General features: G+C 73.0%; 19 protein-coding genes, 1 tRNA gene and 2 pseudogenes. 18 read left to right on the plus strand and 4 right to left on the minus strand.

Translation table 11 applies throughout. The features are described from left to right. Positions 1–481: 481 nt before the first annotated feature. From FHG89_RS23165 to FHG89_RS33390, 7 genes and pseudogenes are all read left to right on the plus strand, one after another. Positions 482–886: a MarR family winged helix-turn-helix transcriptional regulator gene (locus FHG89_RS23165; protein ID WP_139586535.1), complete on the plus strand. Its 405-nt coding sequence runs from the start codon at positions 482–484 to the stop codon at positions 884–886. A gap of 51 nt (positions 887–937) precedes the next feature. After that, positions 938–1,279 (plus strand): annotated as a pseudogene (locus FHG89_RS34340) (transketolase); the annotation flags it as partial. Positions 1,280–1,453: 174 nt separating this feature from the next. Beyond that, a pseudogene (locus tag FHG89_RS23170) lies at positions 1,454–3,508 on the plus strand (thiamine pyrophosphate-dependent enzyme); the annotation flags it as partial. A 112-nt stretch (positions 3,509–3,620) separates the two neighbouring features. Beyond that, positions 3,621–4,058 (plus strand): DUF3052 domain-containing protein, encoded by a 438-nt coding sequence (locus FHG89_RS23175; RefSeq protein ID WP_110565654.1) that lies wholly within the window; start codon positions 3,621–3,623, stop codon positions 4,056–4,058. 85 nt (positions 4,059–4,143) lie between these two features. After that, entirely contained in the window at positions 4,144–4,608 is a 465-nt protein-coding gene (locus FHG89_RS23180; RefSeq protein WP_139586521.1) for a peroxiredoxin, read from the plus strand. A gap of 77 nt (positions 4,609–4,685) precedes the next feature. Beyond that, positions 4,686–4,760: transfer RNA gene (locus FHG89_RS23185), tRNA-Val, on the plus strand. A 30-nt stretch (positions 4,761–4,790) separates the two neighbouring features. Beyond that, positions 4,791–5,009 carry a hypothetical protein gene (locus FHG89_RS33390; RefSeq protein ID WP_208761071.1) on the plus strand — a complete coding sequence of 73 codons (219 nt, stop codon included), beginning with the start codon at positions 4,791–4,793 and terminating at the stop codon, positions 5,007–5,009. On the opposite strand, the gene FHG89_RS23195 is transcribed toward FHG89_RS33390, so the two are convergent. Beyond that, the gene (locus tag FHG89_RS23195) at positions 4,949–5,626 is read right to left on the minus strand and encodes a hypothetical protein (protein ID WP_139586522.1); all 678 of its coding nucleotides are present in this window, start codon (positions 5,624–5,626) and stop codon (positions 4,949–4,951) included. The genes FHG89_RS33390 and FHG89_RS23195 overlap by 61 nt on opposite strands. Positions 5,627–5,935: 309 nt before the next feature. Between FHG89_RS23195 and FHG89_RS23200 the strand changes: the two genes are divergently transcribed. From FHG89_RS23200 to FHG89_RS23210, 3 genes are all read left to right on the plus strand, one after another. Beyond that, the gene (locus FHG89_RS23200; protein WP_139586523.1) at positions 5,936–6,484 is read left to right on the plus strand and encodes a hypothetical protein; all 549 of its coding nucleotides are present in this window, start codon (positions 5,936–5,938) and stop codon (positions 6,482–6,484) included. Positions 6,485–6,614: 130 nt separating this feature from the next. Next, positions 6,615–7,250, plus strand: a complete 636-nt coding sequence (locus FHG89_RS23205; RefSeq protein WP_244295736.1) for an HAD-IA family hydrolase — start codon at positions 6,615–6,617, stop codon at positions 7,248–7,250. 225 nt (positions 7,251–7,475) lie between these two features. Beyond that, the gene (locus FHG89_RS23210) at positions 7,476–8,618 is read left to right on the plus strand and encodes a polysaccharide pyruvyl transferase family protein (RefSeq protein WP_139586524.1); all 1,143 of its coding nucleotides are present in this window, start codon (positions 7,476–7,478) and stop codon (positions 8,616–8,618) included. 9 nt (positions 8,619–8,627) lie between these two features. Here the strand turns inward: FHG89_RS23210 and FHG89_RS23215 are convergent, their stop codons facing one another. After that, positions 8,628–8,834 carry a hypothetical protein gene (locus FHG89_RS23215; protein ID WP_139586525.1) on the minus strand — a complete coding sequence of 69 codons (207 nt, stop codon included), beginning with the start codon at positions 8,832–8,834 and terminating at the stop codon, positions 8,628–8,630. 83 nt (positions 8,835–8,917) lie between these two features. Between FHG89_RS23215 and FHG89_RS23220 the strand changes: the two genes are divergently transcribed. Further along, the gene (locus FHG89_RS23220) at positions 8,918–9,436 is read left to right on the plus strand and encodes a DinB family protein (protein WP_139586526.1); all 519 of its coding nucleotides are present in this window, start codon (positions 8,918–8,920) and stop codon (positions 9,434–9,436) included. Positions 9,437–9,449: 13 nt separating this feature from the next. On the opposite strand, the gene FHG89_RS23225 is transcribed toward FHG89_RS23220, so the two are convergent. Next, positions 9,450–10,322, minus strand: coding sequence for a carbohydrate kinase family protein (locus tag FHG89_RS23225; protein WP_139586527.1), 873 nt, complete (start codon positions 10,320–10,322; stop codon positions 9,450–9,452). A gap of 133 nt (positions 10,323–10,455) precedes the next feature. Here FHG89_RS23225 and FHG89_RS23230 point away from each other — a divergent pair, with 133 nt between their 5' ends. Then, complete coding sequence (locus FHG89_RS23230; protein WP_139586528.1) at positions 10,456–13,617, plus strand: DEAD/DEAH box helicase; 3,162 nt, start codon at positions 10,456–10,458, stop codon at positions 13,615–13,617. After that, positions 13,617–14,525: an SWIM zinc finger family protein gene (locus tag FHG89_RS23235; protein ID WP_139586529.1), complete on the plus strand. Its 909-nt coding sequence runs from the start codon at positions 13,617–13,619 to the stop codon at positions 14,523–14,525. Before FHG89_RS23230 ends, FHG89_RS23235 begins: the two co-directional genes overlap by 1 nt. A 4-nt stretch (positions 14,526–14,529) precedes the next feature. Here FHG89_RS23235 and FHG89_RS23240 read toward each other — a convergent pair whose 3' ends face one another. After that, a complete protein-coding gene (locus FHG89_RS23240; protein WP_139586530.1) occupies positions 14,530–14,787 on the minus strand; it encodes a DUF3040 domain-containing protein in 258 nt (85 codons plus the stop codon). Positions 14,788–15,219: 432 nt separating this feature from the next. On the opposite strand from FHG89_RS23240, the gene FHG89_RS23245 reads away from it, so the two are divergent. The 5 genes from FHG89_RS23245 to FHG89_RS23265 are packed head-to-tail and all read left to right on the plus strand — an operon-like array spanning position 15,220 to position 21,500. Continuing rightward, positions 15,220–17,301, plus strand: a complete 2,082-nt coding sequence (locus FHG89_RS23245; protein ID WP_139586531.1) for a DUF1800 domain-containing protein — start codon at positions 15,220–15,222, stop codon at positions 17,299–17,301. Positions 17,302–17,309: 8 nt separating this feature from the next. Further along, entirely contained in the window at positions 17,310–18,692 is a 1,383-nt protein-coding gene (locus FHG89_RS23250; protein ID WP_139586532.1) for a DUF1501 domain-containing protein, read from the plus strand. Continuing rightward, positions 18,689–20,107, plus strand: coding sequence for a ferredoxin reductase family protein (locus tag FHG89_RS23255; protein WP_139586533.1), 1,419 nt, complete (start codon positions 18,689–18,691; stop codon positions 20,105–20,107). The genes FHG89_RS23250 and FHG89_RS23255 overlap by 4 nt, the downstream gene beginning before the upstream one ends. 12 nt (positions 20,108–20,119) lie before the next feature. Further along, on the plus strand, positions 20,120–20,728 hold the full coding sequence (locus FHG89_RS23260; RefSeq protein WP_139586534.1) for an FMN-binding protein: 609 nt from the start codon (positions 20,120–20,122) through the stop codon (positions 20,726–20,728). Positions 20,729–20,777: 49 nt separating this feature from the next. After that, complete coding sequence (locus FHG89_RS23265) at positions 20,778–21,500, plus strand: FAD:protein FMN transferase (protein ID WP_139586537.1); 723 nt, start codon at positions 20,778–20,780, stop codon at positions 21,498–21,500. Positions 21,501–21,552 lie beyond the last annotated feature (52 nt).

Raw genomic sequence — 21,552 nt, forward strand, 5'->3', positions numbered from 1 at the left:
CCCGCTCGCCCGACCCGCCAAGATCGTGCTCGATCCTGGATCTAGTGGTGTCGCGTCGGCGGGAGGCCACTACTTCCGTGTTCCAGTGCGATCATGGGCGGCGGTCGGGCGGCGCAGGCCACCGTCCCGGTCCAAGATCCGCGCAACTAACCCGAAACTGCTGTCTCCAGGCGTGCCGAGGCAGCACTTTCACCGAAGTTGCGCGGATCTTGACCGCCCCGGTGGCCGTTGCGGACGCGCGGGCGCGAGTCGACGAGCCGCCGTGAGGTCTGCCGGCCGCCCCCGCCTCCCGGGCCGCATCCGCCATCGCCCGGCGACCGGGCGCGTCCGATATCGCCCGGCGGCCGGGGCGCGGCCGAAGCTGATCGCTGAGCTGGGTGGTCGGCTTGGCGCGTACGATGTGGCCGTGGCACCGGAGGGGGGTTCCGCGGCGGGTCGACCGGTGGACCGGAACGGCCTCGCGGCCGATGTGGTGCGCCGGATGGCCCACCTGACCGCCTCCCTGCGTCACCGGCAGGGCACCGCGTTCGCCGAGTTGGGGCTCACTCCGGCCACGGCCCGGGCGCTGCACGAGCTGGACCCGGACCGTCCACTGCCGGCCCGCGATCTCGCCGATCGGCTGGGCTGCGACCGGTCCAACGTGACGGCGCTGGTCGACCGGCTGGAGCAGGCCGGCCTGGTCGAGCGCCGTACCGACCCGGCCGACCGTCGGCAGAAGACGCTCGTGGTGACCGGTGACGGCCGGGGTGTGCGGGACCGGGTGACCGAGGTGATGTCCGACTCCCGACTCCTGGCCGGGCTGAGTGATACGGAGCTGTCCACCCTGCGTGACCTGGTGTGGAAGGTGTCCGACGGCGGCTGTCCGGAGCCGTGCGACCCGGCGTGAGTCGACCCGCGCCGGCCGTGTCCCGCTGGGCGAGCATGGCCCGCGTCGGTAATGCTGTCGGACGTGACCACCCCGCAAGATCTCGACGACCGGTTCCGGGAGACGCTGGCGGCGCTGCCCGCCGCGCAGCGCAGGCGTGACCCCGCCGACCCGGTCACCGGTGACGCCCCGCTGACCGGCGCGCGCCTGCTGGAGTTGTTCGACGCGCAGGTGACCAGCCGTCAGCTCGACCTCGCCGGTCGTTGGCTGCGTAGTTTCGGGGAGGGTTTCTACACAATCGGCTCGGCCGGGCACGAGGGCAACGCCGCGGTCGCCGCCGCGCTGCGGCCCACCGACCCGGCGTTGCTGCACTACCGCTCCGGGGCGTTCTACTGCGTGCGGGCCGCCCAGGCCGCCGCCGACGCCGCGCCGACCGACACCCCCGACGCCGAACCGGCCGCCGACCGGCAGCGGGCCGCCGACCGTGAGGACGCCGCTGACCGGCAGCAGGCCGCTGACCGTGAGCAGGCCGCTGACCGTGAGCAGGCCGTCGACCGGGAGCAGGCCGTCCACCGGGAGCAGGCCGTCGACGGGAAGCCGGCCACCGACCCGGACCCGGCCACCGACGCCGAGCCGGCCGGGTCCGCTCCGCTGCCCGGCGGGTTCGCGCCGTACGCCGAGGCGGCCCGCGATGTGCTGCGCGGCATGGTCGCGTCCAGTCAGGAGCCGATCGCCGGCGGCCGGCACAAGGTGTTCGGCCGTGCCGACCTGAACGTCGTACCGACCACCTCCACCATCGCCTCGCACCTGCCCCGGGCGGTCGGGATGGGGCTGGCTGTGGAGCGGCTGCGCCGGCTGGACAGCGCCGGACGCCGGACCGGCACCGAGGCGCGGGTCGGCAGCGGCGCCGGTGCCGCGCACGCGCCGTGGCCGTCGGACGCCATCGTGGTCTGCTCCTTCGGCGACGCCTCGGTCAACCACGCGAGCGCCACCGCCGCGTTCAACACCGCCGGCTGGTACGACCACGCCGGGCTGCGTATTCCGGTGCTCTTCGTCTGCGAGGACAACGGGCTGGGCATCAGCGTGCGCTCCCCGCAGGGCTGGGTGGAGGCGACGCTGCGGGCCCGGCCGGGCATCCGCTACTTCAGCGCCGACGGGGCCGACCCGGTGCAGACGTACGCGGTGGCGACCGAGGCGGCGGCCTGGGTGCGCCGGTACCGGCGGCCGGCCGTGCTGCACCTGCGCACCGTCCGGCTGATGGGGCACGCCGGCGCCGACGCGGAGTCGGCGTACCGCAGCCCCGCCGAGTTGGCCGCGGACCTGGCCCGGGATCCGGTGGTCGCCACCGCGCGGCTGCTCGCCGAGGCCGGTGTGGCCAGCGGGGAGGAACTGCTGGGCCGGTACGACGAGACCGGCTGGCAGGTACGCCGGCTGGCCGAGGAGGTGCTGGGCGAGCCGAAACTGGCGTCCGCGGCCGACGTGGTGGCCGCGCTGGCGCCCCGGCGTCCGGTGCGGGTGGTGCGGGCGGTGGCCGACGCGGCGGCCCGGGCCAGCGGGCCGGGCGCGGCGGCGCGGGCGGAGGCGTTCGGGAGTAAGCCGCCGGAGCTGGCCGGCCCGTTGACCCTCGCGCAGAGCATCAACGCGGCGCTCGCCGACGGGCTGCTCGACCATCCGCAGATGGCGATCTTCGGCGAGGACGTGGCCGCCAAGGGCGGCGTGTACGGCGTGACCAAGGGGTTGCGCGACCGCTTCGGCGCGGCGCGGGTCTTCGACACCCTGCTCGACGAGACGTCGGTGCTGGGCCTCGGGTTGGGCGCGGGGTTGGCCGGGATGCTGCCGGTGCCGGAGATCCAGTACCTGGCGTACCTGCACAACGCGGAGGACCAACTGCGCGGCGAGGCGGCCACCATGCAGTTCTTCTCGCGGGGGGCGTTCCGCAACCCGATGGTGGTGCGGGTGGCCGGGCTGGCGTACCAGGAGGGGTTCGGCGGGCACTTCCACAACGACAACTCGGTGGCCGTACTCCGGGATGTGCCGGGTCTGGTGGTCGCGGTGCCGGCGCGGCCGGACGACGCCGCGCCGATGCTGCGGACCTGCCTGGCGAGCGCGGCGGTGGACGGCAGTGTCTGCGTGTTCCTGGAGCCGATCGCGCTCTACCACATCCGTGATCTGTACGCCGACGGTGACGGTGAGTGGTTGGCGGGATATCCGGAGCCGGGGGCGTGGGTGGCCGGGCACGTGCCGGTCGGCCGCGCGCGGGTCTACCAGGTGGGCTCGGCCGACGACCTGACCATCATCACCTTCGGTAACGGGGTGCGGATGTCGCTGCGGGCGGCGGCCGTCCTCGCCGAGGAGGGGGTGGGCACCCGCGTGGTGGACCTGCGCTGGTTGGCGCCGCTGCCGGTGGCGGACATCATCCGGGAGTCCTCGGCGACGGGCCGGGTGCTGGTGGTGGACGAGACGCGCCGCTCGGGCGGGGTCGGCGAGGGGGTCATCGCCGCGCTTGTCGACGCCGGATATGTCGGTGCCGCACGTCGAGTCGCCGGAGTTGACTCGTTTGTACCATTAGGTCCGGCAGCACGTCAGGTTCTGGTCTCCGCGGAAGCCATTACCGACGGTGCCCGTACGCTGCTGGCACGGTAAATTCCGTTCCACCCGGTGCGCCACTTGCGCGCAGAGGCACAAGTGTGTGGACTTTGCCTGACGGCGTCGGTCCGACGCCGCGAGCAGGGACGAGATGAGGAGGCACGCGACAGTGAGCGCGACCGCTGGTCAGGCCGCCGACGGGGTACGCAGCCTGGCGGACCGGTTCGGAATCGAACCGGGGATGGTCGTCATGGAGATGGGGTACGACGACGACGTCGACCAGGATCTCCGCGACGCCCTGACCGACCGCTGTGGAGAGCTGGTCGACGAGGACACCGACGAGGTGGTCGACGCGGTGCTGGTGTGGTATCGCGACGGCGACGGTGATCTCTTCGAGCTTCTCGTCGACGCCCTCGGCCCGCTGGCCGACAACGGGGTCGTGTGGCTGCTCACGCCGAAGGCGGGGCGTGACGGGCACGTCGAGCCGAGCGAGGTCGCGGAGTCCGCGCCCACGGCCGGCCTGCAGCAGACCTCGACCGTCAACGCCGGCCGGGACTGGAGCGGCGCCCGCCTGGTGCTGCGCCGCGGGGCCAAGGCCAAGAAGTAGCCTCCAGCCGTCCACACGCCCGGCGGTCGGTACGGCCGGGTGTGGGAGGTTGGTGCCGTCCCTGACCCCGACCGAGGGAGTTCGCATGCCGATCGAGGTGGGTGCCGAGGCACCGGACTTCGTGTTGAAGGACCAGAACAACCAGCAGGTCCGGCTCTCCGACTTTCGCGGTCGGCGTACCGTGCTGCTGATCTTCTACCCCCTCGCCTTCACCGGCACCTGCCAGGGTGAGCTGTCCGAGGTGCGGGACAACCTCGACCAGTACGTGAACGACGACGTCCAGGTGCTGACCGTCAGCGTCGACTCGGCGTACAGCCACAAGGTCTGGGCCGACCGGGAGGGCTACCAGTTCCCCCTGCTGGCCGACTTCTGGCCGCACGGCGGCGTCGCGCAGGCGTACGGCGTCTTCAACGACGTCGCCGGCATCGCCAACCGGGGCACCTTCGTCATCGACCGCGGCGGCGTGGTGCGGTTCGCCGAGATGAACGGCCCGGGCGAGGCCCGCGACCAGCAGGCCTGGCGCAAGGCCATCGCCGAAGTGGCCATCTGACCGGGGTACGCCGTGCGTCCGGGCCGGCGGCAAGCAGGTAAGCTTGCCAGCCACCGGCCCGCCGCACGGGGCGTTCCGGGCGCGTAGCTCAGTGGGAGAGCACTCGCCTTACAAGCGAGGGGTCGCAGGTTCGAAACCTGCCGCGCCCACCATCATCAGCGGGACCGCTGGCCTCGGACCCCATGACGTGGGCGGACGAGAACGCTCATCCCGAGCCGCCGATCGCGGGCGACGAGACGGCCACCCTGCTGGTCTCCCTGGACCGCCAGCGGGCCACCCTGGCATGGAAGACCGGCGGGTTGGACGCGGCCGGTCTGCGGGCCCGCCGCGCTGAACGGGGCTATCTGGTGACGAGGTTGCGCAGCGCCGCGATGGCCGCCCGGTCGCTGACCTCGGCGTAGATCTTCTTGTCGGCGCCGACCATGACGACGTACGGGCACTTCTGGTCGTCGCCGGGCATCGTCTTCTCCAGCAGCTTGCGGCCGGTCGCTGCCTCGTACACGCGCAGACGCCAACTCGTCCGCACCAGCGTCAGGGTCTGCGGTTTCGGGTCGTCGAACGTGCAGGTGCGGATCGTGGAGCCGGCGCTGATCCGGTCCAGGCAGGCCACCATCTGCACCGTGCGGGGGTCCTCCGACGCCCACGTCTGTTCGACCTTCTTGGACAGACCCAGGTCGTAGTAGTAGCCGTCGTCCTTGTAGCGCATCCCCGGGGTGTCCGACAGGAGCAGGACGACCGGGTGTGGCGCCTTGCCGGCCCGTTTGGGCAGCTCAGGGTAGTAGATGTCCTCGTCGCACACCCGGTTCAGGTCCTCGATCTTCTCCGCCGGGTACGCGCTTGCCTGCGGGCCCCGCACGACGGGTTCCTCGGCCGGAATGCTCGCGGTCGGGCCACCGCCGCCGCTGCTACGGGGTCGCACCGGCGCGGTGGTCTCCGGGCCGGACGCGGTGGTGTCTCCGCCGCGCAGCAGGAAGATGCCGCCGACCAGGCCGAGGCAGGCCACGAGCAGGAGGACCACTGCGCCTCCGACGACGGCGGCGACGATTGTCGTCTGGTTCGAGCCGGTGGGCGGCGACCCCCGGCTCGGCCGGCGCGGCCTCGGCGACCGTCGGAACCTCCGCGGCGGGCGACGGGTCCGGTGTCGAAGGCGGATCCGCGGCCGGGGTGGCGTCCGGCGACGGACTTTCGGCAGGTTCGGCACCGGTCATGGCGTCGTCCTTTGTTGATCAAGGGGAGCCGTGACTGTATCAAGGCCGCGTACGGAACGTGACCCCGTTTTCGATCGGCCCCCTGCCGGCGCCGACACCGTGGACGCGATGATGGGCGCGTGCAGGACACCGTCGCCGTCGCGCTGATCACCGCGCTGTCCACGTTGGCAGCCGCCGCCCTCACCGGGCTGATCGGCGCGTTCAGCACCCGCCGGCAACTTGCCCACCAGCTCGCTGTCGCCCGGCTGGAGAGCGCCGAGGCGTGGGCGACACGTCGGGACGAGCTGCGCCGCGACGCGTACGTCGGGTTCCTGAGCGCCTGTGACCGGGCGTACCGGCAGTTGGACCGGCGATGGCTGGAGACCGGCGCCGACGAGCCGGGGTCCGGCTACGACGAGGCGTACTCGGCGATGCGCGGCGTGGACGAGGCGTACAACCTGGTGTTGCTGGAAGGGCCGGCGGACGTGGCGGCGGCGGCCCGGTCGGTGCTGGCCAGCCTCACGACCGAGTATGCCGACCAGCGCCGGTTCGGGGACGAGCCGGGCGGCTCCGCGACGCCGCTGCGTGACCGGCACCGGGAACGGTGGCTTGCCGCGATCGAGCAACGGACCAGTCGCCGGATCTCGTTCGTCGACGTCGTGCGTCCGGTGCTGGGCCGGGACGGGTGACGCGGACGAGCGGCTGCAGACGATCATCTGGGACGTCGGCCTGCCGTCTGGTGGTCATCGGACCCCTCGTTCGCACCGTCAGGTCCGAAATCCGCTCGGCCTATGCTCGGGATCAGCGCAGGTGGGGAGGATGATCGTGGACCTGTCCGGCATCGAGGCCGTCCTGTTCGACATGGACGGCACCCTCGTCGACTCCGACGCCGCCGTCGAGCGGGCCTGGGAGCGGTGGGCCGTCGAGTACGGCACCGACCCGGGGGCCGCGCTGGCCATCGCGCACGGCAGTCCCGCCGACCGGACCGTCCGCCGCCTGCTGCCCGGGCTGGCCGGCACGGCGGTCGCCGCCGCGTCGCAACGCCAGCTCGCCTTGCAGTACGACGACCTGTCCGACGTGACGGCCACCCCCGGCGCCCACGAGCTGCTGCTGACGCTGGCCCGGCTGGGGATGCCCTGGGCGGTGGTGACCAGCGCCGACGCCCGGCTGGCCAGGGCCCGTCTCGGTGCCGCAGGCATCGAGCCCGCGGTGCTGGTCACGGTCGAGGACGTCAGCGTCGGCAAGCCGGCGCCGGAGGGGTACCTGCGGGCCGCCGCGCTGCTCGACGTGTCGCCGGCGCGCTGCCTGGTCGTCGAGGACGCCGAGGTCGGGCTGGAGGCCGGCCGCGCCGCCGGCGCGATGACCGCCGCACTGAAGGGACTCGACGGCGACCTGCGCCTCGACGACCTGTCGTACCTGGCGTACCAGTTGGAGTCGGCGCCGGCGGCACCCTGAGCCGCGCGGTCCGGCAGGGTCGGCCCCGGCTCCACCGGCCGGCGTGACATCGAGGTGGATCCGGCGCACCAGGGGCGCGGCCACGCACGCCGGATGATCCAGCTCATGGAGGACGAACCGGCCCGACGGATCGACCCGCCGGGTGAGCCGCGCGGTCTCCCCGGCAGGACTGTTCACCTGCCCAACGGGAAACCCGCCCGGACCGCACCTGGGGAGGAGCGACGGATGACGCACGGCGCCGGACTGACCATCGGTGTGCTCGGCTCGTACGGCGGCCGGAACCTCGGCGACGAGGCGATCCTCACCGGCCTGCTCAGCGATCTGCGGATGCAGGAACCGAACGGCCGGATCATCGTCTTCTCCCGCAACCCGGAACACACCCGGGCCGCCCACCCGGACGTGGAGGCGGTGCCCTGGGAAGGCATCAGCCGGACCGACTCGGCGTTGGTGCTGGCTCAGCTCGACCTGCTCATCCTGGGTGGTGGCGGGATCCTGTACGACCGGGAGGCCCGCCGCTACCTGCGGGTCGTCCGGGTCGCCCAGGAACGTGGCCTGCCCCTGATCACGTACGCGGTGGGGGTCGGGCCGCTGAGCGACGCGGTGGACACCGGCATGGTCCGGGAGACGCTTGCCAGCGCCACCCAGGTCACCGTCCGCGACCAGGAGTCCCGGATGGTGCTGGAGGAGGCTGGACTACTCAACCCGATCACGGTCACCGCCGACCCGGCCTTCCTCCTGCATCCGGCCGACTTCCCGGCCCACCTGCTGCGCGAGGAGGGTGTGCCGGCCGGCAAGCGGCTGGTCGGCATCAGCGTGCGGGAGCCGGGACGGGCGGCCGAGCGCCTGGACGTGGACGGCTACCACCGGCTGCTGGCCCAGATCGGTGACTTCCTGGTGCACCGGATCGACGCGTACGTGTTGTTCGTGCCGATGGAACGCGACGACATCCGGCACTCCCACGGGGTGCTGTCGCACATGGTCGCCGCCGAACGGGGGCGGATCCTGCACGGCACGTACTCACCGCAGCAGGTGCTCGGGTTGATGCGCCACTTCGACCTGGCCGTCGGCATGCGCCTGCACTTTCTGATCTTCGCGGCGATGGTGGGCACACCGTTCCTGCCGCTGCCGTACGCCGGGAAGGTCTTCGACCTGGCCCAGCGTCTCGGCGTGCCGGCCCTGCGCGGCGTGGAGCGGGAGGTCGAGGGGCCGCTGCTGGCCGAGGTCGACCGGCTGTGGGACGAGCGGGAGCAGCGCGCCGAGGCCACCGCACGACGGGTCGCGGATGTCTGCGAGCAGGCCCGCGGCACCTCGAACGTCACGCGTGGCGTGCTGGACAGCCTGCGCAGCCAGAACCTGACCCGGGTCTGATCCGGCCGGTCACATGGCCGGGCCGGTCCACCGGTAGCGCCACTCGCGGGACTCCTCCCGGGCGTTCTCCAGCTCGTAGATCTCGGCATGGGCCAGGCCACCGGACCCGATGTGATGGTGGGTCAGCGGCGGGCGGCCATTGCTGTCCAGTTCGACGGTGACGGCCTGCCCGTCCGCCGTGCCGCCGACGAGCAGGATCTGCACGGATGAAGCCATGCGCCCATCCTGCCTGTCGTGCCGCCCGCCCGCAGCGGATAGCGGGGCAGCGAAGACACGCGGCGCGTCGCTAGGGTCGGTGGATGGAGCAGACGATCGATCCGACGCTCGGCCCGGTGCTGGCCCGCACCGGCGACGAACGTGCCGTGCTCGACTCCTTCCTCGACTTCCACCGTGCCGTGGTGCTGCGCAAGGTGCGCGGCCTGGCCGACGTCGACGCGTACCGCCGGTTGGTGCCGTCGGCGACGACGCTCGCCGGGCTGGTCAAGCACCTGACCCTCGTCGAGCGGAACTGGTTCGCGACCCTGTTGGCCCCCGCACCCGGCGATGTCTACCTGAACTCAGCAGAGGACGCGGCGGCGAGCTTCGCCATCGACGACCAGGACACCGTGGCCGGCCTCGTCGAGGCGTACGAGCGGGCCTGCGACCGGTCCCGTGAGGTCGTCGCGCGCTTCGACCTCGACCACGTGGTGCCGCACCCGCAGCTCGGCGAGGTGTCGGTGCGCTGGATCCTGGTGCACATGATCGAGGAGACGGCCCGGCACGCCGGCCACGCCGACATCCTGCGGGAGTTGACCGACGGCACCACCGGCGCGCTCTGAACCGGCTGCTGCGTCAGCCGGCGGGCAACAGGTCCGGCGGATACTCCATGCCGTCGTGGGTGCAGGCCGCGGCGGCCACCCGCGCCGCGTAACGCGCCGCCTCCGCCAGCGGCTGGCCCCGCAGCCGGCCGGCGACCAGACCGGCCACGAACGCGTCGCCAGCCCCGTTGCTGTCCACCACCGGCCCGGGCGGGGCGGCCGGCGGCACCGGCACCGCCGAGCCGTCGCCCGGGTACAGGTCGGCGCCGTCCGCGCCTCGGGTCACCACCACCGTCCGGGGCGCCAACGTCTCGGCGACAGCCGGGGCTCTCCCGTCCAGCCGCACCCCGCTCACCAGGACCAGGTCGGCGACCTCGGCGAACGGCCGGTGGTAAGGGTTCTCGCCGTCCCAGTCGTGCAGGTCGGTGGAGAGCGTCACGCTCGCCGGGAGCGCGGCCCGCACGGCGTGCAGCAGCGGCACCGTCCAATCCATGATCGAGAGGTGGACGTGCCGCGCGTTCCGGACCAGCTCGGTCACCTCCGCTGCCGACAACGGCGGCCCACCGCGCCAGGGGCGCGGGTCGTACAGCGAGGTGCGCCGTCCGCCCGGGTCGACCAGGTTCACCGACCGGCGGGTGCCGCCCGGGTCCTCGGTCAGCACCGCCGGCACCCCGGCCCGGGTCAGCGCCGCCCGGACCACATCGCCGGCCGGGTCCGCACCGAGGGTGTCCACCACCCGTACCCGCAGGCCGAGCGCCTTCGCGGCCAGCGCCACCCCGGCGCCGGTGTTGCCGATCCGCAGGTCGATCGGTTCGACGGTGTGTGAATCCGCGGCCGGCAACGGCAGCGCGGGCACCCGCACCCGCACATCCACTCCCAGCCCGCCGATGACCACCAGGTCAACCATGGCGCCGACGCTAGCCTCCCGGCCGCTGTCGCGCAGCAGCGGCATCGGAGCCGAGGGTGGTCGGTCGGCGGGTGCCGGCACCTGATCATCCGGGCCGCCTATTCTGGGCGCGGACGGCGACGAGGGGGAGTACGTGCTGGTCATCCACGGGCTGTGGTCGCCCGGCGACGGCTCGACCGGCGGCCTCGCCCTCTGGGCCGAGGACAGCGCCGCGCCGCCCCCTCCGGCCCGCTCCGGCCGATCGCCCCGGGAACGCCCACACCCCTTCGCCGCCGGCCACACCGACCTGGCCGCCGCCCTCGCCGACGCCGCCGAGCCGGCCCGTGCGGACACCGCGCTCATCACCCTGCCCACCCGGGCGGGCACGCCGACCGACTCACCCGAGCTGATCCGGACCGCCGTCGCACCCCCGGCCCGCGGCCGGCTCACCCTGGCCGCGTGGCGGGTGCCCGTCCTGGTGTACGCCCCGGACGACGCGCTTGCTCTCCTGCGCGCCCTGGACGACCTTCCCGTGGTGTCCGGGGCCACCCTGCGCCACCTCGCCGAGCTGGCCGACTTCGCCGCCGACCTGGTGACCCGCGGTCGGATCCTGCCGGGAGTCGGCAACACGACGCCGGAGTCCGACGCCGCCGTGACCGCCTCCGCCACCGCGCCGCCGTCGGTCCAGGACGGCGGCCGGGTCACGGCGCGGGCGGTGTGGCGTCCGCTGCTGACCGGCACCGACGCGGGTTGGGCGCGGTCGCTGGCGCTGGCCCTGCCGCCCGCCGCCCGAGCCATCGCCGACGGCGCCGAGCTGACCGCCGGGGTGCTGGTCGCGGACGTCCTCGACACGTTTACCGACGCCGCCGCGCGGGCCGCCCTCGCGACCACCACCCTGGCACGGGGGCTGCGTCCGGGTGGCCCGGCGCCCGCCTGGCTTGCCGCGCTGGCCGGCCCGCACCGCGAATTCACAGTCGACCCGGCGGCGCTGGACACGCTGCGTACCGAGCTGGACGCCTGGCAGCGTGACGCGGCAGGCGGCCCGGTACGGGCGAGCTTCCGGCTGGTCGAGCCGGCGCCCGAGGAGGTCACCGAACCGATCCTGGCCACCCGCCCGGCCGGCGATCCGCCGCTGGCGGTGGAGTCCGCCGGTGGCGGGCGGTGGCGGCTGGAGTTCGGGTTGCAGCCGGCCGACGAGCCGGGCCTGCACGTCGACGCCGGGCAGGTCTGGCGGGCGCCGCAGACCCTCGGCAGCCTGGCCGGCCGCACGAACAGTCCGCAGGAGACGCTGCTCGCCGAGTTGGGCCGGGCCAGCCGGCTCTGGCCCGACCTGGACTCCGCGCTGCGGACCGCCGCCCCCGAGGCGATGGAGCTGGACGTCGACGGTGCGCACCGCTTCCTCAGCGAGGGCGCTCCGGTGCTGCACGCCGCCGGTTTCGGGGTGCTCCTGCCCTCCTGGTGGCAACGCCGGTCGGCGCGGCTCGGCGCCCGGCTGCGCGCCCGCAGCCGTACCGCGCCCGGCACGGTGGCCAGCGTCGACGCCGGTGTCGGCCTGGACGCCCTCGTCGACTACCGCTGGGAGGTGGCGCTCGGCGACCAGCCGTTGACAGCCGACGAGCTGGCGGCGCTTGCCGAGGTGAAGACCCCGCTGGTGCGGTTGCGCGGCCGGTGGGTCGAACTGGACCCGGGTCGCCTCGCGGCGGGTCTGCGTCTGCTCCGCTCGGCGGGGGAGCTGACCGTCGCCGACCTGCTCCGCCTCGGGCTGACCGACGGCGAGGACAGCGGGGCGTTGCCCGTGCTGGAGGTGACCGCCGACGGTGCGCTGGGCGACCTGCTCGCCGGCGCGGTCGAGCGTCGGCTCACCCCGCTCGACCCGCCGCCGGGCTTCGTGGGCACGCTGCGGCCGTACCAGCGGCGCGGGTTGGCCTGGCTGACCTTCCTGCGCTCGCTCGGGCTCGGCGGCGTCCTCGCCGACGACATGGGACTGGGCAAGACCGTGCAACTGCTCGCGCTGCTCGCCGGTGACCCGCCGGAGGCCGGGCCGACGCTGCTGGTCTGTCCGATGTCGCTTGTCGGCAACTGGCAGCGGGAGGCGGCGAAGTTCACCCCGGGGCTGCGTGTGCACGTACACCATGGCGCCGAGCGGGCGCGGGGGGCGGAGTTCACCGCGGCCGCGCACGGCGCGGACCTGGTCCTCACCACCTACTCGGTGGCCGCCCGCGACGCCGTCGACCTGGCCGGCATCGACTGGCACCGGGTGGTGGTGGACGAGGCGCAGGCGATCAAGAACGCCTCCACCCGGCAGGCCGAGGCGGTCCGGGCGCTGCCCGCGCGGCAGCGGGTGGCGGTGACCGGTACGCCTGTGGAGAACCGGCTCGCCGACCTCTGGTCGATCATGCAGTTCGCCAACCCCGGCCTGCTGGGGCCGGCGGCGACGTTCCGCAAGCGGTTCGCCGAGCCGATCGAGCGCAACGGTGACGCCGACGCCGCCGAGCGGCTGCGCCGGATCACCGGGCCGTTCGTGCTGCGCCGGCTCAAGACCGACTCGTCGATCATCTCCGACCTGCCGGAGAAGCTGGAGATGGAGGTGCTCTGCAACCTCACCGCCGAGCAGGCCGCCCTGTACCGGGTGGTGGTCGACGACATGCTCCACCGGATCGAGACCAGCGACGGCATCGAACGGCGCGGGCTGGTGCTGGCCACCATGACCCGGCTCAAGCAGGTCTGCAACCACCCGGCCCAACTGCTGCGCGACGGCTCGGCGCTGGAGGGCCGCTCCGGCAAGCTGGCCCGGCTCACCGAGATCCTGGAGGAGGTCCTCGCGGCGGGGGAGCGGGCGCTGCTGTTCACCCAGTACGCGGAGTTCGGCGCGATGCTGCGCGGTCACCTGTCGGCGCGGTTCGGCCGGGAGGTGCTGTTCCTGCACGGCGGGCTCGGCAAGGCCGAACGGGACGCCCTCGTGCAGCGCTTCCAGTCGGCGGACGGCCCGCCGCTGTTCGTCCTGTCGCTCAAGGCCGGCGGCACCGGGCTCACCCTGACCGCCGCCAACCACGTGGTGCACGTGGACCGGTGGTGGAACCCGGCGGTGGAGGACCAGGCCACCGACCGCGCGTTCCGGATCGGGCAGCGGCGGCGGGTGCAGGTCCGCAAGTTCGTCTGCGCCGGCACGGTGGAGGAGAAGGTGGCCGCGCTGATCGCCGACAAGCGCAACCTCGCCGAACGGGTGGTCGGCACCGGCGAGCAGTGGATCACCGAGCTGTCCACCGGGCAGCTGCGGGAGCTGTTCGCCCTGGAGGCCGGCGCGGTGGCGGAGTGATGAGCACGGACCGTTTCGCCGACTACGGCCGTCCCCGCCGGGTCGACGGAGGGCTGCGGGCCCGCAGCGCCCGGGGCGCCATCGGCAGGTCCTGGTGGTCGCGGCGCTTCCTGGAGGTGCTGGAGTCGTTCGCGCTCGGCACCCGGCTGACCCGGGGCCGGTCGTACGCGCGGGCCGGTCAGGTGCTGCGGCTCGACGTCGCGCCGGGGCGGGTCAGCGCCGAGGTGCAGGGCTCCCGGCCGCAGCCGTACCAGGTGTCGATCGCGCTGACGCCATTCCCGGCCGCGCTCTGGTCCCGGATCGAGACGGAGCTGGCCGGGCAGGCGTTCTTCAGCGCACGGCTGCTCGCCGGGGACCTGCCCGACGAGCTGGAGGAGCTGTTCGTCGCGGCCGGGGCGCCGCTCTTCCCGACCGGCGTGGACGAGCTGACCCAGCGGTGCAACTGCCCCGACTTCGCCGTGCCGTGCAAGCACCTCGCGGCCACGTTCTATCTCCTGGCCGAGGCGTTCGACGCGGACCCGTTCGAGCTGCTGCACTGGCGCGGCCGGTCCCGGGCGGAACTGCTCGACCAGCTGCGTGCCCGTCGGGCCGAGGCCACCGGTGCGCCGCCACCGCCCGAACCGGACGGTCCACCCACACCGGACGACGCCGCGTCCGCTGTGGACGTTCCGGCGTCGCCGGCCGGCGCGGCCCGTGCCCTCGCCGGCTTGTCCGCGACCCCGATGGCCGAGGCGCCGGACCGGTTCTGGTCACCGCCCGTGCCGCTGCCCGACCGGCCACCCCGACTGGCGACCGGCCCCGATCTGCTGCTGCGTCAGCTCGGCCCACCGGTGCCGGGCATCGGCGGGCCGGGACTGCTCGAACGGCTACGCCGCGCCTACCGGGCGTTCGGCCCGGCCGACAGGTGAGTCGTTACGTCCACCGGCGACGGAACCGCCACATGATCGCGGCGTTCGCCACCAGCACCACCGCGCAGATGGCCCCGGCGAGCCGGCCGGCGAACACGGTCATCGCCGGCAGTGACGCCCACAGCACGATTGTCAACAACATCAGGTAACGGCCCCGTCGGGCCCGGACCCGGTGGTCCAGCCGGGCGAAGAACGCCGGGTCACTCTCCCGGAGCTGACGGGTGATCTGGTCGAACCTGCGCTGATCCTCTTTGCTGAGCATGGCGCTGCCTTCCCCTCACGCGTTCAGCGGTTCGGCGGCATACCCGTTGCGGCGGCGGCTCACGCTCACCCGCTGTTGCTACTTTCGCCTCGCACGAGGACGTCTCACGTCCGGCTTATCCGAACCTTAAGTTTGCCTGTGGTGGTGAACGGCGCGGAAAGTGCCACGTACACCCCCACGGTCCGATCCGTGCCCGGCTGCCGCGCGTACGCCCTGCTGAGAAGGTGCGCGGCCCACCCCGGCCGGCCGCGCTCGGCGACCACCCCGGTGAGGGCTGTCTTAAGTGCCCCCACGAGGGCGTTCGGGCTGCCTTGAAGGCACCTGGGGCCTTGGTTACCTTGCCGTAGCACCCCCCTCAGGCAACAGTCGCCGCACCTGCCGCACCTGCCCGGTCGCAGCTTTCCGGCGCTCATCAGAAATCGGGATTGGTACATGGCCGACCAGAATGTGCCACCACGTCGACCGCGGGACGACCGCGGTTGGGACGGACGCCAGCACCACACCGCGGACGGGTACGCCGAGCACACCTCGTCCGCGCCGTACGGGTACGACTCGCCCCACCCCTACCAGGGCGGCTACCCGGCGCAGGGTGACCCGCGCGAGCAGTACGCCGACGGCTACGCGCAGCCCGCTGCCGCCCCGCGTGGGCCGCAGTGGGTCGGCCCGGAGGGCCTCGACCGCCCGGCCCCCGCCCGCACCGGACTGCCCACCCTGGACGATGACGACGAGCCGGGTCGCAAGGTCGGCCGGCGCAAGGCCATTGTCGCGCTCGGCGGCACCGCCGCCGTCGTGGCCGGTGGCGCGGCGCTCGCCATGACCCCGCAGATCCGCAGCCTCTTCGGTGACGACGCGGCGGCCGGCGACGCGACCGGCAGCACGGTCACCGACGGTACGGCCGCGCGGCCCAGCGGCCAGCAGCCCAGCACGGTGCGCACCTACACCGAGCAGAACGAGAGCTACATGGGCTCGCGCGCCGGTGAGGCGCTGAAGAAGAACGCGCCCACCGGTGGCCGGTCCTTCTCCGGCCCCGCCGCCGCGGCGGCGGAGACCAAGGTGACCGTCAAGACGGTGCTGGCCAAGGACCCGATCCTGCACCTGGCCCGGCGGGCCACCTTCGGCGCCACCCCCGCCGTGGTCTCCGACATCAAGAAGCTGGGCATCGACGGCTGGATCCGCGCCCAGATGGAGCCGGACAAGCTCGAACCGAGCAAGGCCGAGCTGAAGCTCGCCGAGTTGCCCACCCAGAAGCTCGACGTGCAGCAGTTGCGCGCCCAGCGGGACCAGCTCAACGACCAGGGCGCCCAGCCGGAGCGGGAGATGGTCGACGCCACCATCGCCCGGCAGATTTGGTCCAAGCGCCAACTGTTCGAGGTGATGGTCGACTTCTGGAACGACTTCCTGCATGTCGCCGCCGACTTCGACGGCGGTGAGGTGTACCGGAACTCCTTCGACAAGGACGTGGTGCGCAAGCACGCCCTGGGCAGCTACCCGGAGATGCTTGTCGCCGCGAACAAGCACCCCGCGCTGCTGATCTACCTGAACCAGAAGGACTCCCGCAAGGACGCCATCAACGAGAACCTCGCCCGGGAGAACCTGGAGCTGTACTCGGTAGGCGTCGACGGCGGCTACAAGGAGCCGGACGTCCGGCAGGCCGCCATGCTGCAGACCGGCCGCGGGGTCGACGACAAGGGCAAGTACGTCTTCCGGCCCGAGCAGCACTACGTCGGCAAGGTGAAGATCCTCGGCTTCACGCACGCCAACAACTCGGCGGACCCGAAGAAGGCCGAAGCGGCGATCGACGCGTACATCACGTACATCGCGCTGCACCCGTCGACCGCGAAGTACGTGGCGCAGAGCCTGGCCACCCGGTTCGTCTCGGACACCCCGCCGAAGTCCCTGGTGGACCGGCTCGCCAAGACCTACACCACGAACAACGGCATGATCAAGCCGGTGCTGATGACGCTGTTCAGCTCCTCGGAGTTCTGGGCCGCCGTGGGTCAGAAGGTGCGCCGGCCGATGGAGTACCTGGTGGCCACGTACCGCACCCTGGGCGTGTCGCCGGAGGCGTCGCCGAAGCACAACAACGGCGACAACAAGCGGACCCCGTTCGCCCGGGGCCTGCGGCAGATCCACGACAAGATGCGCGAGCTGGGCCAGTTCCCGATGGGCCAGCCCACCCCGGACGGCTACCCGGACGTCTACGTCGCGTGGACGTCGGCGGGCACCATGCTCAACGGCTGGAACGAGGCCGGTGAGCTGCTCGCCGGCTACCGCACCGTGTTCACGTACACGGCGCCGGAGAAGCTGGTCGCCAAGCCGCCGGCGACGGCCGGCGCGTACGTGGACGCCCTGTCCCAGCGGCTCGTGAACCAGAAGCTGAGCACCCGGGAGAAGAACCTGATCCTCGGCGTGGCCGGTGTGTCGGCGACCGCCAAGGTCGACGCCACGTTCAACGGGGCCATCACCGCCGTCGCGCGGGCGATCCTCGCTTCCCCCCAGCACCACCTCCGGTGAGGCACCCGATGGAGAAGACTGTGTACAACTCTTTCCCCCTGCACCCCGAATGCCCGGACCTGCGGCGGCTCGCGGACAACCCGACCGAGGCGCTGCTGCGTGCCGAGGCGGACATCGTCGCCGCCGAGAACGCGGCCGAGGCCGACCGGTACCGCACCCTGGAGGACCTGGAGGAGGCCCAGCAGGACGGTCGCGGCGTGACCCGGCGGACCTTCGTCGCCGGTGCCGCGGCCACCGCCACCGCCCTGGCCACCGCCCAGTTCGTCACCACCTCGGCGTCGTTCGCGGCGACCAAGACCGGCACCCTGATCCATGTCTTCCTCTACGGCGGGCTGGACGGGCTGAGCCTCGTCGCGCCGGACAACGACCCGGTGCTCGCCAAGGCCCGCCCCGACCTGCTGCTCGGCAACGACTCGCTGGCCCTGGGCCGGGGCTTCAAGCTGACCAGCGCGTTCAAGCCGCTGGAGAAGTGGCTCTCGGCGGGCCAGCTGGGCTTCATCCCGGCCGTCTCCGACGAGCGGCTGTCGCGCAGCCACTTCCAGGCGGCGGACGCCTGCAACCTGGGCGGGCTGCCCAACGAGACAGGCGGCCGGGGTTGGCTCGACGGCCTGGTCGACAACCTCGGCAAGGGCACCGCGTTCCGCAGCGTCGGCATCGGCAGCACGCTGCCGCGTTCGCTTGTCGGCAACAACGGCGCGATCTCGCTGAACAACGTCGGCTCGCTGCGGCTCAACGGTGACGAGCGGTTCCGGGCCGCCACCGAGAAGGCCATCAAGGGGCTCTTCACCGGGATCAACCACCCCGTCGAGGAGGCCGTGCAGGAGGGCATGGGCGCGCTGGCCACCGCGCAGAAGCTCGCCGCCAAGCCGTACCAGCCGGTCGAGGGCGTCACGTACGAGGGGGTCGGCAACGCATTCAAGCAGCTCGCCCAGCTCATCAAGGGCGGCGCCAACGTGCGGGTCGCCACGGTCGGCATGGGTGGCTACGACACCCACGAGAACCAGGGCACCCGCGAGGGCGGTCAGCTGCACCGCCGGCTGAACGAGCTGGCCAGCGCGATGGCCGCGTTCTTCACCGACCTCGGCCCGCAGGCCGCCGACGTGACGATCATGGTTTCCAGCGAGTTCGGCCGCCGGGTCGGCTCGAACGGCGGCGGCACCGACCACGGGCACGGCGGCGTGGTCACGCTGCTCTCCGGCAAGAAGCTCGCCGGCTCGCTGCTGGGCACCTGGAACGGCCTGGACAAGCTGGACTCCGGCGACGTGCCGGAGTACAACAACATGTTCAACGTGTACGGCGCGGTGGCGCAGGGCCGGTTCGGGCTCACCAACGCGGAGGTCGACAAGGTCTTCCCCCGCCAGAAGTACGCCCCGATGAAGCTGTACGCGTGACGCACCCGCACACCCACGCCGCCGGCCGCCGCACCGGGACCTCGTCCCGGCACGGCGGCCGGTCGGCTGCGCCCGTACCCCCGCAGATCCCGGCCCGGCGCGGACCCGGCGGCCGGCGGCTGCTGGCCGCGCTGCTCCTGGTCGGCCTGCTCGCCAGCGTGCTGCCGTGGTGGCTGGGCACCCCCGCCGGTTCGCTGCGCAGCACCGCGGCCACCCTCACCGCGGCGGGCCGGATCACCGGCCTGGTCGCCGGCTACCTGCTGCTCGTGCAGGTGCTGATGATGAGCCGGCTGCCGGTGCTGGAACGGTGGATCGGCGGTGAGCAGATGGCCCGCTGGCACCGCGACATCGGCGCCACCCTGCTGGTCGCCGTGCTGGCGCACATGTCCCTGATCCTCGTCGGCTACGCCGACCTGCGGAACTCCTCGATCATCGCCGAGGTGGGCACGCTGCTCGGCGACTACGAGGACATGCTGTCCGCGTTCGTCGCCACCGCCATCATGATGACCGTCGGGTTCAGCAGCGTCCGGGCTATCCGGCGGGCGCTGCCCTACGAGCTGTGGCACCTGCTGCACCGGTCCAGCTACCTGGTGCTGCTGCTCGGGTACGGGCACCAGTTCACCCACGGCGCGCAGCTCTACCGGCCCGGCCCGGTACGCACCGGCTGGATCGCCCTCTACCTGCTGGTGGTCGCCGCCCTGCTCTGGGGCCGGGTGATCGCGCCTGTGGTGTTCAACCTGCGGTACAAGCTGCGGGTCGCCGACGTGGTCGCGGAGAGCCCCGACACCATCTCCATCTACCTGACCGGCGAGCGGCTGGGCCGGCTGGCGATGCTCGGCGGCCAGTACTTCCGCTGGCGGTTCCTCACCCGGGGCTGCTGGTGGCAGTCGCACCCGTTCTCCGTCTCCGCCGCCGCGAACGGGCGCTGGCTGCGACTCACCGTCAAGGTGGTCGGCACGCACACCGCGGACCTGCGCGACCTGGAACCGGGCACCCGGGTCTGGGCGTCCGGTCCGTCCGGCACGTTCACGGCCGCGCACCGGACCCGGGAACGGGCGCTGCTGATCGCGGGCGGCAGCGGCATCACGCCGATCCGGGCGATGCTGGAGGAACTACCGCCGGGCGCCGCGCTCATCTACCGGGCCCGCACACCGGCCGACGTGCTGCTCTCCCGTGAGCTGGACTGGCTGGCCCAGGAACGGGACACGTCCATCTGGTACGTCATCGGCTCCCGCGACGACCCCGGCCCCCGGCAACTCATGAGCCCGGACGGGCTGCGCCAACTGGTGCCCGACGTGGCTCGGCGCGACGTCTACCTGTGCGGGCCGCCCGGACTGGTGGAACAGTCGGTGCGCGCCCTGCGCCGGGCCGGTGTGCCCCGCCGACAGATCCACCTGGCCACGTTCGAGCTGTAGGAAGGGCATCCCATGCGTCGCGCGCTCCTCGCGATCACCGGCCTGGCCGCCAGCACCACCGCGCTTGTGGTGTTCAAGGGCTCACCGGGCACCACCCAGGTCGCCCAGAACCTGCCCACCGCCCAACCGGTCAACCCCGCCGGGCCGGGCGCGGACCCGAGCCTCGCCCCGGACGCCCCCGGCGTCGACCCGGCCAACGCGGCGGTGACGCCGTCGGCGGCCCCCGACGCGTCCACGTCGCCGAAACCCACCAAGAGCACCGCCCGGCCGTCGGGCACCAGGACGACCACGAAGGCCCCCTCCGCGCCGAAGACCACCAAGGCGCCGCAGTCGACCACCCGCCGGGTAACCGGGCCGCCGGTCGATACGGCCGGAAGATACGGGGCCGTGCAGGTGCAGATCGTGGTCTCCGGCACCCGCATCGTGGATGCCGTCGCGCTGTCGCTGCCCAGCGGCGGTGAGTCGGACATCCACAGCGGCGACGTGCGGAGCAGCTACGACGGCAGCGGCGGCGAGGTGGTGCAGAAGCAGAACGCCAACCTCAACACCGTCTCCGGCGCCACCGCGACCAGCAACGCCTACAAGCAGTCCCTGCGGGCCGCCATCGAGCAGGCGTTCTGACGTGCGGGCCGCGCTGACCCGACCGGGGTTGTGCCGGGTCGAGCAGATCATGGGTACGGCGATCACCCTCGACCTCGCCGACGACCTGCCGCCGGGGTGCCTGCACGAGCTGGCCGATCAGGTCTTCGCCTGGATGCGGGAGGTGGACGCCCGGTTCAGCACGTACCGCACGGACAGCGAGGTGAGCCGCTTCGACAGGGGTGAGGTGCTGCTGTCCGAGGCGTCGGCGGACCTGCGGTTCGTGCTGGAGGCGTGCGCCGACCTGTGGGGCGCCACCGACGGGTTCTTCGACGCGTACGCCACCGGCCGGCTCGACCCGTCCGGGTTCGTGAAGGGCTGGGCGGCGCAGGTCGCCTCCGACCGGCTGCTCGCCGCCGGGGCGGGCAACCACTGCGTGAACGCCGGCGGCGACGTGCGGGTGCGCGGCCTGTCCCCGTCCGGGGAGCCGTGGCGGATCGGCATCCGGCACCCCTGGGACGCGATGGCGACCTGCCTGGTGCTCGCCGGGACCGACCTGGCCGTGGCGACCTCCGGCGTCTACGAGCGGGGACGGCACGTGCTGGACCCGCGCCGGGGCGCACCGGCCGGTGGGCTGCGATCGGTGACCGTGGTCGGGACGGACCTGGGGGCCGCCGACGCGTACGCCACCGCCGCCCTGGCCATGGGGGTAACCGGCATCGGTTGGCTGGACCGCCTCGACGGGCACACCCACGCGGTGGTCACCGACGACGCCCGCCAGTACCACTCCGCCGACCTGCCACTGAGCGACTAGCGGAGCGGGCGGTGGGTGCCGGCGGGCGTCGTCGGTGACCACCGCGTGGGTG

Origin of the sequence: Micromonospora orduensis (assembly GCF_006228125.1) — a bacterium.
GTDB classification, from domain to species: Bacteria; Actinomycetota; Actinomycetes; order Mycobacteriales; family Micromonosporaceae; genus Micromonospora; species Micromonospora orduensis.